The following is a 14,106-nucleotide window of genomic DNA, read 5'->3' as shown; positions in this document are numbered from 1 at the left end:
GCAAGCTTCCTGAGGTGGGCAATCCCTCTCGCCGCGACCAAGCCGTGTTCGGCAAGATGTCCGCGAAGAACATTGATCATTCGAGTGCGCTGCCCGACAAACATCTGCCGCGTCCGAAACAGCATGGCGCGGGCTTGTTGTCCTTCCGTCTTCGGCGCGACAAATCGCATCGACGGGCGCAATGCAGCTTCGACGATTGCTTCGGCATCAGCGCTATCGTTCTTCTGGCGTTTCACGAAGGGCTTCACGTAAATCGGTGGGATCAGGCGCACTTCATGTCCAAGTTCCTCGAAATCGCGGCCCCAGCCCTGCGCCGTGGCACATGCCTCCATGGCGATGACACACCGAGGAACCTGCGACATGAACCCCAGGAGCTGATTACGGCTGAGTTTCTTGCGAAACACGATAGACCCGTCGCCGTCAGCTCCGTGCAGGTGGAAAATGCGCTTTGCCAGATCAATCCCAATAATCGTAACCTCGGACATGGATGCTCCCTCCCTCTGAGATGGCTTCAACACTCATCACATTGGCACATTGCGATGCCGTCAGGTGGGGGCATCCACGCCATCAACATGACCTAGTTCACCCGCATGATATTGCCGCTCGAGATATTGCGTCCATCGGCCAGGATCAAAGTCGTGCCGCTTGCGTCATATTGCACATATTCGACTACGGAGGACGTATAGGTGCTATAGGCTCCCGAGCCGCCTGGGGTCGCGAGGGTCACGGTATATTCCCCGGCTGGGACGGGATTTCCGTCGGCGTCGAGCCCGTCCCAATGGACATCGATGACCCGTCCCGACTGGGTGGAAAGCCCGTCGATCTGATGGATGATATTGCCATCGCCGTCAGAGATGATGGCCGATACCGCGGTCGGCGTATTCTCCAGTTCATACGCGAAATCCGCCCCGGTCTCATCCAGGACGATCGTCTCGGAGAATGTCGTGACCTCTCTGCCGATCAACTGGGATTCCTCGAGGGCCGAAGTCGCGGCAAGGGCCGCGCTGAGGTTTTCGATATGCTTGTTCGTCTGAACGGCCTGCTCGACCTGCGTCAATTGCGCGATCTGGGACACGAATTGCGTGCTGTCCATCGGCTCCAACGGATCCTGATATTGGACCTGCGCCACCAGAAGCTTGATGAAGCGGGTATAATCCTCGGACAATTGCGACAGCGCCGTATCGGCCTGACTGCTCGAACTGCTCTGCGTTATCGCGCTTATCGATGAAACAGCCATGGGATCTCCCTAGATAAGGATATTTGTCGCGCCAAGGGTCGCGGTTTCGGGCCGCATCGGCTCTTCAGCCTCGTTTCCCGCTTCCTCGGACTCGCGCCGCTGCGGCGCAGGCTGGGCATCGGATTGATCCTTTGCCCTCGGGTCCGGCTGGTAGAGATCGAGGTCCAGCGTCGCGCCCGCCCCCTGCCCGCCCAGCAGATCAAGAAGCGCCTGCTTGTCGATGCGCAAGGCGTCCAGCACGAGTGTATTCTGCACCCGCACCGAGATATCATGCCGACCGCTCTGATCGCGCGAAAGCTCCATCTCGAGAAGCCCCATGCCATGCGGCTTCAATTTGATGAGGATCCTGTCGGTTTCGGGGGCGATCTGCGCCATCTGCTCGGCGATGTTCTGTGCCAGGGCCGAGTTGAACCCGGCCGCCCTCGCCCTCGGGCGATCCGGCTGCTCGTGATGCGTCGAGGCGGAGACGGTTTCTGACCCGGTCTGAAGGGTCACGGGCCGTGGTGCCGCCTCTTCCGGAAAGCGCGTCGCAGGCGGGACCGCTTGGCGGCCGGGGGTCGCGACGTCCTGCATCTCATCCGCGGGCATCGGCTCGATCTCGGGCCGCAGTTCTGCGAGCATCGAGGGGTCCGTGACCGGCGATCCGCCCGTCGCGCCGCCCGCATGCCGCGCCTCGTTCGCTGGGGTCTCGCTGCCGATTTCGAGCGCAAGGATCGGGCTGGAGGGGGCACTTTCCGTACCGGCCGGCAAGGCAGCGGTGTCGGCCGGCAGTGCGGCGGGCTCAGCGGTTTTCACCCTCATGCTACCCGGCGAAACCGGAAGAATATCGTCGGGCAATTCATCATTCCCGCCCTGGGGCGCGTCGATGCGTTGAGGCAGTCCGGGCATTGCGAAAAATCGCAAGTCCGGCTGCGCCCCCCCATTCTTCACCAATGGGAGCAGCGGTTCAGTCGCGAGGGCGCCTTCCTGCGCCGTTTCAGCAGCGAGTTCATCGCGTGCGGATTCCTCTGTCTCATCCTCGTCGGTCACGGTGCTCGGGACCTCGGACGGGGGCGCTTCCTCGGTCGGGGTCATGGACTGATCGAGGATCCCGCCAAATCCCGCCTCGGGCGCGGATCCCGGCGAAAGCCTGCTTTGAGGCGCGGATTGCGAGACAGACGACAACCCGATTCCGATCACGCCCGCCTCCCCCTGCCCCAGGAGCGTCGGTCAGCAGGCATTCGCATCTCTGTTTCGCATCGCGCCTTACACCCTGGGATTGCAGCCATGGAGTTACCGGAATAGTCCCGCCTGCAGCAGTTCTGCGCTCTGTAGTGAAAAATGTGAAGGGGTAGAGATGCTTAGTCGACACCCTGAAGCGAAAAAATTTCTTTGGCGCTTGAGCTAAGCCAGGTGATCGTACAAGCTCCGCGTGTCAGAAACCTCCCCGCAAAGCCATGTCGATCAGCAATTCGCGTCCTCAGATCATCAAGCGGGGAAAACGCCCCAAGCCACAACGCCATCACGGTGCCTGGAAAATCGCCTATGCGGATTTCATGACGGCGATGATGGCGTTCTTTCTGCTGCTCTGGCTTCTGTCATCCTCAGACGAGGACAAGCTGACGGGGATTGCGGGCTATTTCTCGCCCGAGGCCATCCCTCTGGTCAATGTCGGGGGAAGGGGCGTTCTGAAAGGATCGACCATGGCCGAAGGCGAATTTTCCGGCCAGGGCCATCCCGCCAATGCGACCGAGCCTCACCATTCCGAAGAGCGCGTGAATGACCATGAGGATGAGCAAGCGCTCGGCGGGCAGGCCACGGGGGATTCGGGTCTGGGTGCGGAAAATCCATGGACAAAGCTGATCCATAGCCAGCGCGTCACCCAACCCACCGGCGCGGCCGATCTGGCACTTTCCCAGACTTTGAGCCAGCAGCTGGACCCCTTTGCCGATATCGTCGCCGTCCATCGCATCCACGGCAATATCGCGATTGAAATTCTTGACGAGTCTCATCGGCCCATCTTCGATCCCGGCAGCAGCACCCTGACCCCGGAGCATCAGAAAATTCTGCGCCAGGTCGTCAATATCCTGAAACTCCATGGCGGTGGGGTTGTCATTGCGGGCCATGTGGACAGGCATGGCGAAGGCGCGCCGGACAGTCCCTGGACCCTCGCTGCCGACCGCGCGAATGCGGTTCGCCAAAGCATGTTCGACTTGGGTCTCGATCCGTTTCGGGTCCGTGGCGTCATGTCCCGCGCCGATCGGGACGCGTCCGCGGAAAAGGAAATGCCCGAGGACGGGCGGCGTATCACCATCGAGATCACGCCCGAGCCGTAATCCAGCATCCGCGACAAATTGGAAAACCCCCTCCTTTTCGCGGGCTGCGAATATCTGATTTGCCGCTTTCGACCTGGACATGGCAGCGGCATCAAACCGCGCGCCTTGGAGGGCGGGCCAAAAAACTTCTAGACCGCTTCTAAAATCAGGATTTAACTAGCAGATGAATGCCCTTAGCTGGGTTTAACGGTTGGAAGAGGCACCCGAGAATGGCTGTTTCTAGCATAATTTCCGACGATCTGACGCTGCCTCAATCAACCACGCCGAGAATCGGGATTTTTTTTACCACGCAAACCGTGAGTGCAACTGACGCCGAAAAAATGCTGGCATCGGCGCATAATCCCGTCGCCGATGATTATGCGGTCGCTCTTTATGCAGATGCCATGGCCAATGATGCCTGGCTGCAAAATGGACAGCCCATCGTCTTTGATCCCGCAGGACGACTGATCGACGGTGTCCAGCGGCTTCACGCCGTTATCCGGTCGGGCCGCGCGATCGAAACCCTTGTCGCGCATAATATCCGCAGCGATACATTGCATACGATCGACCAGCACCGGCGCCGCAATTACACGGGGGTGCTGGAAAGCCGAGGCGTCGAGAATGCAGCCCGAGTCGTCCGCGCGATGGGGCGGCTGATCCGGATCGAGAACGGGGCGCTCGGCCGCGATCCTCTCTCGATCAGCTGGTCCCGCTACGACCGTGTTCTCGAATCGAACCCGGATATTGTCGAGGCGGTCCGGATATCCGAAAGCTTCCCCAGAAACGAATTGCACAGCACACCGCGGGCCATTCTGACCTGTCAGGCGATCAAGGCCGGACGAGAAACGGAATTGCGGGATTTCATCTCAGCCCTGAGGGTGGACAGACCGGTGACGGGTTTCGATGCGGCAGCCCAGGCGAAGATGCTGCTTGCAGGCTGGAATAACGATCCCGCGATCAATATCGACGTCGACAAGATCCTTGGCAATGCGATCCTGTATTTCAACGCTTTCCTGAACGACGAGATCCTGCCGATCGGCGAAGTCTGGAATCCCGATCGCGGACGGCTCCGTGAATTGGGCGGCAAATGGAATCCGGCCGATACCGTCATCCGGCATGACAAAGCAGAAGGCTTCCGTCAGGGCGATCTGGCCTTGCTGCTGTCGGATGCAGAAATTTCTGCCGAGCAGCTTCGCGGCATCGCGCGGAAACTGCCCGATCCGGCAATCGGCGACACAGACGCAGTACAGCTCAGATCCCTGCTTCAGCACGAAGCGCGGCGCCAGCTTGTCGAACAGGCGGCCCCCGCAAATCTTGGTCTGCCCCTTGTCGAGGGCTATCCCGGCCTGCGCGAGGGGCGCATCAACCCCCGGCAAAGGGTCGAGGAAAGCGGGATGGTCAGCGAATTGCGCAACCCCGGAGAGTGCTCGGGCGTGACCGCCAGGGTCGTCCTGATCACGCCGGACCTTGCCCGAAAGTGGCTTTCCGAGGGGATCAATCGCGGCAATCGCAAGATCCAGCTCAATCACGTCAAGGCAATTGCCCGCGACATTTCAAATGAGCGCTGGATGATGAATGCGCAGCCCATCGTCTTTACCGGGGATCCCTTTTCGGCATCTGCCCCGGATCTGAGGCTGCTGAATGGCCAGCATCGGCTTCGGGCCGTGATCGAGGCCGATATTCCGGTCGAAGCGCCCATTGCGCTCAATGTCCCGGAGCGGGCCTTTGCCACCTTCGACGTCCATCCCAAGCGGAGCCTTCGTTTTCTTGAACGGTCGGCAGTCATAGACGATCGCGTGCTGGCGGCGGCGGCGCGGCTGCAATGGCGCGAGGACAATGGTATAGATCTTATGGTGAAGCACAGTTCGCCGACGGCGGGCGAAATCATGGAGACGATCGAGCGCCATCCCGGCATGGGCGAATTCTTTGCCCGGTCTCGGAGAAAAGGCATTGCGAACATGGGTTCGGCCGGGATCATGACCTATTTCATGTACCGGCTCTCGCGGGAAAGCCCGGCTCTGGCCGAGAATTTCCTGAATGATCTGGAATATGGCGAGGCCCTGACACGCGAGAATCCGGTGCGCGACCTGCGGGACGAGTTGAACAAGGGCCGCGTCAGGCTGAGCCGCAAGAGCATCTTGGACAGGCTTTTGCGGGCCTGGAACACCTATCGGAAGTGGCAGGAAGCCTTGCCCGCAACGGGATAGTGGCGGCATTGCGCGGCCCGGCGATGCGCTTTCAGATCGCTACGTCCCCGACCCGCGCTTGCCGCTCCTGACCGCGTCCGACCGCACTACGCCGGGCCTCGGCAGCGGGTCTCCTGCGCGGGTGGCAGGGATTGCGGGCGGTCATCCGCCCGGCCCGCGCCGCAGCAGATAGCTGTCCATGATCCAGCCGTGACGCGCGCGTGCCTCGGCGCGCAGGGCAAGAATTCGGGGCGTGACCTCGGCCAGCGGACCGGATGCAAGCACCTGTTCCGCCATGCCCAGGAATGCACCCCACCAGATCTCGGCATCCGGCGCCGCGACATGCTGAAAGCTGCATTCCCCGTCCAGCATGACCATGACCGTCTCGGCCCCGGCGGGCCAGCCGTGATCGCGCAGCCTGCGGCCGGTCGTGACCGTCACTGCCCCGCCCACCGTGTTCAGGGGGATCGCATGGGCGGCGGTCAGCGCCTGCAGCGAGCTTATGCCGGGAACCACGCGCAGCCGGGGCATCGGGTGCAGACGCGCGGCGATGCGCAGGCTGCTGTCGTAAAGCGCGGGATCGCCCCAGACCAGCAGCGCCACCGGCCCCTCCGGGCGATGGGCCTCGATCGTCCGCGCCCAGATCGCCGCGATCCGGCCATGCCATTGCGCCACCCTTTGCAGATAGGGCAGGCCGTCGTCGCGCAGCGGCATGTCGAATTCCGCGACCGGCGCAGGCGACCCGATCCGGTCCAGGATCTGGTGGCGCAGATCGGCAAGATCCTCCTTGCCCGGACCCTTGCGGGGGACGAGGATCAGCGCGGCGTCGCGCAGGGCGGCGACGGCCTCGAGCGTGACATGGTTGGGGTTCCCCGTGCCAATCCCGATCAGCCACAGGTCCTGCATCTTGTTTTCTCCGGATCGGGCCGGGACCCGCAGGCCCCGGCAAGAAGTGCATCAGGCCGCGTAGAGACGGCGTGCCGTCCAGATCGAGGCGTTTCCGCTGGGCCGCAGTGATTTCGCAACCGCCAGCGCCGCCAGATCGGCCAGAGGCTCGATCAGCACGACAAGCATATAGGCCGCCCCGAAGCTCAGGACCGAGGACAGATTCTCGGCCCCCAAGCCATGCCCGTAGATCGCCCAGAAGGCGACCCATGCCACCACGCCGCCCTGATAGGCCAGAGACAGTTTCAGGACCTCGCCATATTTCAGCTCGACATAGGCGGTCTTCTCCGCAATGACCCGGCGCGCCAGAAGATCGATGGCGAAAAGCGGCATCAGCAGCGTCGTGACATTGACGAAATACATCGGCAGGTCGCTCGGGGCAAAGAACGTCCCCTGCACCAGAAGCCCCAGCGCCAGTCCCAGCGCCGCCGGAGCCGCGCCAAGGATCAAGAACAGCGTCGTGCCAAGGATGAAATGGACCTCAGAGACGCCGACCGGGAAATGCGGCAGGATCTCGAAAAAGACGAAGGTCAGCGCCGCCGAAATCACTGTCCGCAAGGCCAGCGAGACGGCATTGTGCTGGCGCAGATCCTGCGCGGCAAGTTTCAGCGTATATCCCGCCGAGACGGAGGCAGTTGCATAGGCCAGCGCCATCTTGGCGCCATCCACGATTCCGGGTTCGATATGCATGTCTGTTCCTTTGCAAGGCCGCCCCACCGGCAGCCGGAAACACCGCTTTCGCGGCACAGGGATGACGGCAGGTCTCCTGACTCGCGGGTCGACATGCTTGGCGGCCCTTCCCGGCGTGATGGCCAGTGGTTTGCCGCGGCACTTACCGCTTACAGTTGCGGGGGCAGTCCGGGCCTTTCACCCGGTTCCCTTTTCAGCCGCCCGAGGGCGGCACCGTCGGGGCGCAATATCGCAGCCGCTTGGCGAAAAGACAAGGAATTTCAGCCCTTCTCGCCCGCGATCAGGTGAAAGAACGTCCCTGTCACGCGACCCCGACGCGAGCCGCTTTCAGGCAGGCTTGCGCCATCGGCATCGCTTACCTCGGCCAATGCGGCATCGGGCTGCACGAGGATGGTCGAATAATGAAACTCATGCCCGCGCAGCGCCGCGCCCGCCGCATGCCCCGGCATGGGTCCGCAGAGAACTGCGCGGCGATAGCCCAGATGCAGCCGGCGGTTTTCATATGAGGTCACAAGCCCCAAAAGCCCGGCCATCGGATGGGCGTGGCCATGCTGGTCGATCAGGGCCTGTCCCAGAACCATATAGCCGCCGCATTCGCCATGAACCGGCCGGGTTCGGGCATGGCGGCGCAGCCCGGAATGGAAATGGCGCGCCGCGGCCAGACGGCCTGCGTGAAGCTCGGGATAGCCGCCCGGCAGCCAGACCAGATCGGCCATCCGATCGGGCGGCTCATCTGCCAGTGGAGAAAACGGCAGGATCTCGGCCCCGGCGGCGCGCCACCCCGCGAGGATATGGGGATAGGTAAAGGAAAAAGCCGCATCCTGCGCCAAGGCGATGCGCTGCGCCGGAGGCGGCGGCAGTCGGGTGGCCGCAGGCGCGGCAAGGCCCTGGGCCAGCGCCCGGATCGCCGCCAGATCGACATGATCGCGCAGGAAAGCGGCATAGCCCGCGATCGCGGCCTCCAGATCGGGATGCTCGACGGCCTGGATCAGACCCAGATGCCGTTCGGGCAGGGTCAGATCGCCGCGCCGTGGCAGCGCCCCCAGAACGGCAAGGCCCACGCGTTCCATGCCCAGCCGCGCCAACCGCTCGTGCCGGGGGCTGGCGACGCGGTTCAGGATCACCCCCGCGATGCGCAAACCTGGATCGAAGCGCGCAAAACCAAGCGCGACCGCCGCCGCCGATTGCGCCTGCCCGCTGACATCAAGGACCAGAACCACCGGCCAGCCCATCATCCGCGCCGTCTCGGCGCTTGATCCGAACCCGATCTGCCCCCGCGTCGCGACGCCGTCGAACAGGCCCATCGACCCCTCGGCCAGACAGATATCCGCGCCGCTGGCTTGCGCCGCGATCGCGCCGATCAGCCCCTCGCCCATCGCCCAGCCGTCGAGGTTGAACGAGGCCCGCCCGCTCGCCGCGCGATGAAAGGCCGGATCGATGTAATCGGGGCCGGACTTGAAGGGCTGCACCCGCAGACCCTCATCCGAAAGCGCGCGAAGCAGCCCCAGCATCACCGTCGTCTTGCCAGTCCCCGAAGACGGGGCCGAGATCATCAGCCCCGGCGGAAAAGCTTCAGTCATCGCCGGGGCCCCATTCCGCCCAGGGGCTTTCGGCGCTTTGCGGGCGATAGCGGCGGTCGTAATCGGGGGCGTAAAGTCGGCTTTCGGCGAAATCCCCGGCCCCGAGCGCGCGTCCGACAAGGATCAGCGCGGTCCGCTCGATGCCTTCACACATCTGGGCCTCGATCGTCGCCAGCGTCGCGCGAATAATGCGCTGGTCGGGCCAGCTTGCCCGCCAGACCACCACGACCGGGCAATCCGCGCCGTAATGGGGCAGCAATTCCGCAACCACCCGCGCAAGATTCTGGATCGAGAGGTGCAGCGCCAACGTCGCGCCGGTCGCGCCAAAACCCGCCAGCGTCTCGCCCGGCGGCATCGCCGAGGCCCGGCCCGAAATGCGCGTCAGCACCACCGATTGCGCCACGCCCGGCAAGGTCAGCTCTGCCCCCAATGCGGCGGCGGCAGCGGCAAAGGAGGGCACGCCCGGCGTCACCGTATAGGCAATCCCCAGAGCCTCGAGCCGGCGGATCTGCTCACCCATGGCCGACCAGACCGACAGATCGCCAGAATGCAGACGCGCGACGTCGTGGCCTGCCGCATCGGCGGTGCGGATCTCGGCCATGATCGCATCCAGATCGAGCGGCGCGGAATTCACAATCCGCGCGCCGGGCGGGCAATGCGCCAGCACCGCCTCGGGGATCAGCGATCCGGCGTAGAGGCAGACCTGTGATGCTCCGATCAAGTCACGCCCGCGCAGGGTCAGAAGATCTGGGGACCCGGGTCCGGCACCGATGAAATGGACGGTCATGTCATTCTCCTTGAGCCAGGGCGCAGGTCGCGAGCCTGTCCCCTGAAATTGCCCGCGCCCCGAGCAGGCGCGGATTCGGTCCGGCCGCAGCCAATGCGGCGGCCTCGGCCAGACTGCCGAGACGGCGCGCGGCCAGCGAGGCGGGCGACCGGGTCGGGGTCTCCATAGCCGCCAGCGCCTCGGCCGGGATGGCCCGCAGCGGAACCGCCAGCCGTTCTGCCAAAGCGCGAAAGACCGGGCCCCCGGCCTTGTCCTCGGCGGTGGCGATCGCCGCGATCCGCGATCCACCCGCCCGGTGCAGGGCATCGGCCAGGCTTTCGACATTGGCAGAGGCGCGAAAGCCGAACCCCGCGACGATCACAGCACCACCCGCCATTGCACGACCGGATAGGCCGATTTCCAGCCCCGTCTGGCCCCCAAAGGCGCCGTCTCGGACAGAGCGATGCGCAGCAGATCGCCGCCGAGCCTTGCCTGCCATGCGACCAGAAGCGCCTCGGATTCCAGCGTCACCGCATGGGCGACCAGCCGCGTACCGGGCGCCAGCCTGTCTTTCAGATGGTCCAGCATCGCGCCAGAGAGGCCGCCGCCGATGAAGACGGCCTTCGGCTCGGGCAGGCCGGTCAGCGCCTCGGGGGCACTGCCTTGGACCACCTGCAACCTGTCGACGCCCAGCCGCGCGGCATTGTCGCGGATGCGAAGGGCGCGCTCTTCGCGCGGTTCGATGCTGATGGCCTGCGCCGAGGGATCGGCCAGCAGCCATTCGATGGCGATCGAGCCCGAGCCCGCGCCAATGTCCCACAGCATTTCGCCGGGGCGTGGCGCGAGCGCCGATAGCGCCAGCGCGCGGATCGGACGTTTGGTGATCTGGCCGTCATGCGCAAAGAACTCATCCGCGATGCCCGAGCAGAGCGGCAGCGCGGGCCCCTGCCCCGCGCAGATCAGCCCGACAGCGAGGGGATGGGAAAACGCTCTTGCCCGCAGGCTGTCGGCGGTAGCTGTGGTGATGCGCTCGCGCGGGCCGCCCAGCGATTCCAGCACCACGATCCGGCTTTCGCCGAAACCTTCTTCGCGCAAATAGCGGCCCACTTCCTCCACCCCGCCGCCGTCGCGTAGCAAGAGGATCAGCCGCGCATCTGGCGCCAGATGCGGACGAAGACGGCTCAGCGGCGCGGCATGAAGGCCAAGGCAGGTCACCCGCTCGAGCGGCCAGCCAAGCCGCGCCGCCGCCAGCGAGAATGTCGAGATCCCCGGCAGGGCGCGCCATTCGCCGGGGCTGAAATGCCGCGCGATCACGCTGCCCGTGCCGAACCAGAAGGGATCGCCCGAGGCCAGGACCACCACCCTGCGCCCGCGCAGCCCTTGCAGGATCGCGATTCCCTCGGCAAAGGGCACCGGCCATGCGATCCGCTCTGCCCCGGCTTCGGGGATCAGCGCCAGATGACGCGGCGGCGCCATGACGATCTCGGCCCGGTGCAGCGCGTCACGGCTTGCCGCCGTGAGCCCATCAGGTCCATCTTCGCCGATACCCAGAACGGTCAGCCAGGGACTCTCAGCCATGCGACACAACCTCCTGATCCTTGGCGGCACCAGCGAGGCCTCGGCGCTGGCCCGCGACATCGCCGAAGCCGGGATCGCGGCGACCATTTCGCTGGCCGGTCGGGTCGAGAACCCGCGCCCTTTGCCTTTGCCGACCCGGATCGGCGGCTTTGGCGGAGCCGAGGGGCTTGTGGCCTATATCCGCGCGCAGGGCGTGAGCCATGTGATCGACGCGACCCATCCCTTTGCGGCGCGGATCAGCGCAAATGCCGTCGCCGCCTGCAATGCGGCAAGCGTGCCGCTGCTGCGCCTGACCCGGCCGGCATGGCAGGCCCGGGCCGGGGATCGCTGGCATGAGGTCGTGGACATCCCGGCGGCGGTCGCAGCACTTGGCGGTGCGGCGCGGCGCGTGATGCTGGCCGTGGGGCGGATGCATCTGCCGGAATTTGCGGTGAACCCGCAGCATTTCTACCTGCTGCGGCTGGTTGATCCGCCGCAGGACGCCCTGCCCTTGCCGCAGACGCATGTCATTGTGGACCGCGGACCATTCACGGCGGCCACCGACAGCGCCTTGCTGCGACAGCATGGCATCGATCTGGTGGTTTCGAAGAATTCCGGCGGCAGCGGCGCCTATGCCAAGATCGCCGCCGCGCGCGAGCTTGGCCTGCCGGTGCTGATGATCGCGCGGCCAGGCTTGCCGCCGGCGACCGAGTGTCACAGTCCCGGGGATGCGATGAACTGGCTTCATGGCCGCACCGAACGGGGCGTATAGACAAAGGGCGCGCCCTTTCGCGGGATCACCCGCGTCGCGGAGGAGCCGATCAGAACCACCGTGCGCATATCGGCCATTTCCGGACGCGCCTCGGCCAGTGTGACCACGCGCAGCGCCTCGTCGGGCGTCGAGACGGCGCGGGCAAATATGACGATCCGCTTGGCCTCGCAGGTCTCGCGCAGGATCTCCAGCGCCCGGCCAAAGCCCTCGGGTCGCGATGTCGAGCGCGGATTGTAAAGCGCCATGGCGAAATCGGCCTCGACGGCAAGCCGCAGGCGGCGGGCGATCACCTGCCAGGGCTTGAGGTTGTCGCTCAGATTGATGGCGCAGAAATCATGGCCCAGCGGTGCGCCCGCGCGCGCGGCAGCGGCCAGCATCGCGGTCACGCCGGGCAGCACCCGGATATCGAGATCGCGCCATGGCAGCGGGCCGGTCTCGACCGCCTCGAACAGGGCCGAGGCCATGGCAAAGACCCCCGGATCGCCGGAACTGATCAGGACGACGCGACGGCCTGCCAAGGCCATGTCCAGCGCATGGCGGGCGCGGTCCAGTTCGACCCGATTGTCGCTTTCATGCCGCACCAGCCCTTTGCGCGGGGCGATGCGGCGGACATAGGGGATGTAGCCCACCACATCCGTCGCCCCGGCCAGCGCGGCGCTGACCTCGGGCGTGATCATGGCTTGATGCCCCGGCCCGAGGCCCGCGACCACGACCCATCCGCTCATGGGCGCCGCCCCTGCCCATGCACCACGACGATCGAGAAATAGGGCACGGGGCACTCGCCCGCCTCGGCCAGGGGGACGGCGCGCTCGGCCTCCATGCTGGCGCATTCGATCAGCCAAGCCCGGTCCAGCTTTCCGGCACGGTCGAGCGCGGCGCGGATCTTGGGCAGGTTGCGGCCCAGCTTCATCACCACGATGGCATCGGCATCCGCCATGCGACTGGTCAACTCGGCCTCGGGCATGGTGCCTGTCAACACCGTCATCACGTCATCGCCCCAGGTGATCGGCACGCCCGTCGCCGTCCATGCCGCCGACATGCCCGTAATCGCCGGCACGACCGAGACCGGAACCACGCCTTGCAACCGCGCGTGCAGATGCATGAAGGAGCCGTAGAAAAAGGGATCGCCCTCGCACAGCACCACCACATCCTGCCCCGTCTCGGCCAGCGCGATCAGGCGGGTCGTCACATTTGTGTAAAAGCCCGACAAAGCCGCGTTATAGGCGGGATCCTCCAGCGCGATCTCGGTCGTGACGGGATATTCCATCGCGAATTCGACCGCATCGGGGCGCAGCATGCCCTGGACGATGCGGCGCGCGCGGCCGGGGCGGCCGGCCTTGCGGAAATAGGCCACATGCCGGGCAGAGCGCACCAGCCGGTCGGCGCGAATGCTCATCAGCTCGGGATCGCCGGGGCCGAGGCCGACGCCATGGATCGTGCCCGCGCTCATTCCGCGCGGCTCGCGAGGGCATTGATCGCGGCGACGGTGATCGCGCTGCCGCCAAGGCGGCCTCGGACGATGAGGCAAGGCGCGGGCCGGGCCTGCCACAGCGCCTGTTTCGATTCCGCCGCCCCGACAAAACCCACCGGGCAGCCGATGATCGCGGCGGGGCGCGGGCAGGCGGGGTCTTCGAGCATTTCCAGCAGGTGAAACAGCGCCGTGGGCGCATTGCCGATGGCCACGAGCGCCCCCGCCAAATGCGGGCGCCAGAGTTCCAGCGCGGCGGCCGAGCGGGTCGTCCCCCTACTGGCCGCCAGAGCGGGCACGCGCGGGTCGTGCAGCGTGCAGATCACCTCATTCGCGGCGGGCAGGCGCGCGCGCGTCACACCCTCGCTGACCATGCGTGCATCGCAAAGGATCGGTGCCCCCGATTGCAGCGCCGCGCGGGCCACCGCCACCATGCCGGGGGCAAAGCGGATATGGTCCTCGAGCCCGACCATGCCCGCGGCATGGATCATGCGGACGGCGAGCGGTTCCTCGTCGGGCGCAAAACGCTCCAGCGCGGCTTCGGCCCGGATTGTCGCGAAGCTTTCGGCATAGATCGCCGCGCCATCGGTTTCATAATTATAAGGCATTCC

General features: G+C 65.3%; 15 protein-coding genes and 1 riboswitch. Of the genes, 3 read left to right on the top strand and 12 right to left on the bottom strand.

Annotated features, from left to right (window positions below; translation table 11 throughout):
* The 3 genes from ESZ60_RS10450 to ESZ60_RS10440 all read right to left on the bottom strand — a co-directional run.
* A partial coding sequence (locus tag ESZ60_RS10450; RefSeq protein ID WP_134680519.1) for an IS110 family RNA-guided transposase occupies nt 1–485 on the bottom strand: 485 nt, incomplete at its 3' end.
* A 92-nt stretch (nt 486–577) separates the two neighbouring features.
* Nucleotides 578–1,237, bottom strand: a complete 660-nt coding sequence (locus ESZ60_RS10445) for a flagellar hook assembly protein FlgD (RefSeq protein ID WP_134680518.1) — start codon at nt 1,235–1,237, stop codon at nt 578–580.
* Between the two features lie 9 nt (nt 1,238–1,246).
* Nucleotides 1,247–2,416 (bottom strand): hypothetical protein, encoded by a 1,170-nt coding sequence (locus ESZ60_RS10440; RefSeq protein ID WP_167620115.1) that lies wholly within the window; start codon nt 2,414–2,416, stop codon nt 1,247–1,249.
* Nucleotides 2,417–2,673: 257 nt separating this feature from the next.
* On the opposite strand from ESZ60_RS10440, the gene ESZ60_RS10435 reads away from it, so the two are divergent.
* The gene (locus ESZ60_RS10435) at nt 2,674–3,552 is read left to right on the top strand and encodes a flagellar motor protein MotB (protein ID WP_134680516.1); all 879 of its coding nucleotides are present in this window, start codon (nt 2,674–2,676) and stop codon (nt 3,550–3,552) included.
* 320 nt (nt 3,553–3,872) lie between these two features.
* Nucleotides 3,873–5,738 carry a hypothetical protein gene (locus tag ESZ60_RS10430; RefSeq protein WP_209021283.1) on the top strand — a complete coding sequence of 622 codons (1,866 nt, stop codon included), beginning with the start codon at nt 3,873–3,875 and terminating at the stop codon, nt 5,736–5,738.
* A 141-nt stretch (nt 5,739–5,879) separates the two neighbouring features.
* On the opposite strand, the gene cobF is transcribed toward ESZ60_RS10430, so the two are convergent.
* The 6 genes from cobF to cbiE all read right to left on the bottom strand — a co-directional run bounded on the left by cobF (nt 5,880) and on the right by cbiE (nt 11,276).
* A complete protein-coding gene (gene cobF, locus ESZ60_RS10425; RefSeq protein ID WP_134680514.1) occupies nt 5,880–6,623 on the bottom strand; it encodes a precorrin-6A synthase (deacetylating) in 744 nt (247 codons plus the stop codon).
* Nucleotides 6,624–6,674: 51 nt separating this feature from the next.
* On the bottom strand, nt 6,675–7,352 hold the full coding sequence (locus ESZ60_RS10420; protein ID WP_134680513.1) for an energy-coupling factor ABC transporter permease: 678 nt from the start codon (nt 7,350–7,352) through the stop codon (nt 6,675–6,677).
* A gap of 49 nt (nt 7,353–7,401) precedes the next feature.
* Nucleotides 7,402–7,585: riboswitch (cobalamin riboswitch) on the bottom strand.
* Between the two features lie 27 nt (nt 7,586–7,612).
* Nucleotides 7,613–8,932, bottom strand: a complete 1,320-nt coding sequence (locus ESZ60_RS10415) for a cobyrinic acid a,c-diamide synthase CobB (RefSeq protein ID WP_134680512.1) — start codon at nt 8,930–8,932, stop codon at nt 7,613–7,615.
* The gene (gene cobM, locus ESZ60_RS10410) at nt 8,925–9,719 is read right to left on the bottom strand and encodes a precorrin-4 C(11)-methyltransferase (protein WP_134680511.1); all 795 of its coding nucleotides are present in this window, start codon (nt 9,717–9,719) and stop codon (nt 8,925–8,927) included. Before cobM ends, ESZ60_RS10415 begins: the two co-directional genes overlap by 8 nt.
* A 1-nt stretch (nt 9,720) precedes the next feature.
* The gene (locus ESZ60_RS10405; RefSeq protein ID WP_342365233.1) at nt 9,721–10,095 is read right to left on the bottom strand and encodes a cobalamin biosynthesis protein; all 375 of its coding nucleotides are present in this window, start codon (nt 10,093–10,095) and stop codon (nt 9,721–9,723) included.
* On the bottom strand, nt 10,077–11,276 hold the full coding sequence (cbiE, locus tag ESZ60_RS10400) for a precorrin-6y C5,15-methyltransferase (decarboxylating) subunit CbiE (protein ID WP_134680510.1): 1,200 nt from the start codon (nt 11,274–11,276) through the stop codon (nt 10,077–10,079). The genes ESZ60_RS10405 and cbiE overlap by 19 nt, the downstream gene beginning before the upstream one ends.
* On the opposite strand from cbiE, the gene ESZ60_RS10395 reads away from it, so the two are divergent.
* The gene (locus tag ESZ60_RS10395; RefSeq protein WP_134680509.1) at nt 11,275–12,027 is read left to right on the top strand and encodes a cobalt-precorrin-6A reductase; all 753 of its coding nucleotides are present in this window, start codon (nt 11,275–11,277) and stop codon (nt 12,025–12,027) included. The genes cbiE and ESZ60_RS10395 overlap by 2 nt on opposite strands.
* On the opposite strand, the gene cobJ is transcribed toward ESZ60_RS10395, so the two are convergent.
* From cobJ to ESZ60_RS10380, 3 genes are read right to left on the bottom strand one after another with little or no spacing between them, the layout of a single operon-like run.
* A complete protein-coding gene (cobJ, locus tag ESZ60_RS10390; RefSeq protein WP_134680508.1) occupies nt 12,000–12,752 on the bottom strand; it encodes a precorrin-3B C(17)-methyltransferase in 753 nt (250 codons plus the stop codon). The two genes, ESZ60_RS10395 and cobJ, sit on opposite strands and share 28 nt — an antisense overlap.
* The gene (locus ESZ60_RS10385) at nt 12,749–13,477 is read right to left on the bottom strand and encodes a precorrin-2 C(20)-methyltransferase (RefSeq protein WP_134680507.1); all 729 of its coding nucleotides are present in this window, start codon (nt 13,475–13,477) and stop codon (nt 12,749–12,751) included. Before ESZ60_RS10385 ends, cobJ begins: the two co-directional genes overlap by 4 nt.
* Nucleotides 13,474–14,103, bottom strand: a complete 630-nt coding sequence (locus ESZ60_RS10380) for a precorrin-8X methylmutase (RefSeq protein ID WP_134680506.1) — start codon at nt 14,101–14,103, stop codon at nt 13,474–13,476. The genes ESZ60_RS10385 and ESZ60_RS10380 overlap by 4 nt, the downstream gene beginning before the upstream one ends.
* Nucleotides 14,104–14,106 lie beyond the last annotated feature (3 nt).

The sequence above is a fragment of the Paracoccus ravus genome, from assembly GCF_004522175.1.
Lineage (GTDB): Bacteria > Pseudomonadota > Alphaproteobacteria > Rhodobacterales > Rhodobacteraceae > Paracoccus > Paracoccus ravus.
Note: the sequence above shows the minus strand (reverse complement) of the source record. Positions and strands in the feature narration are given on the sequence as shown.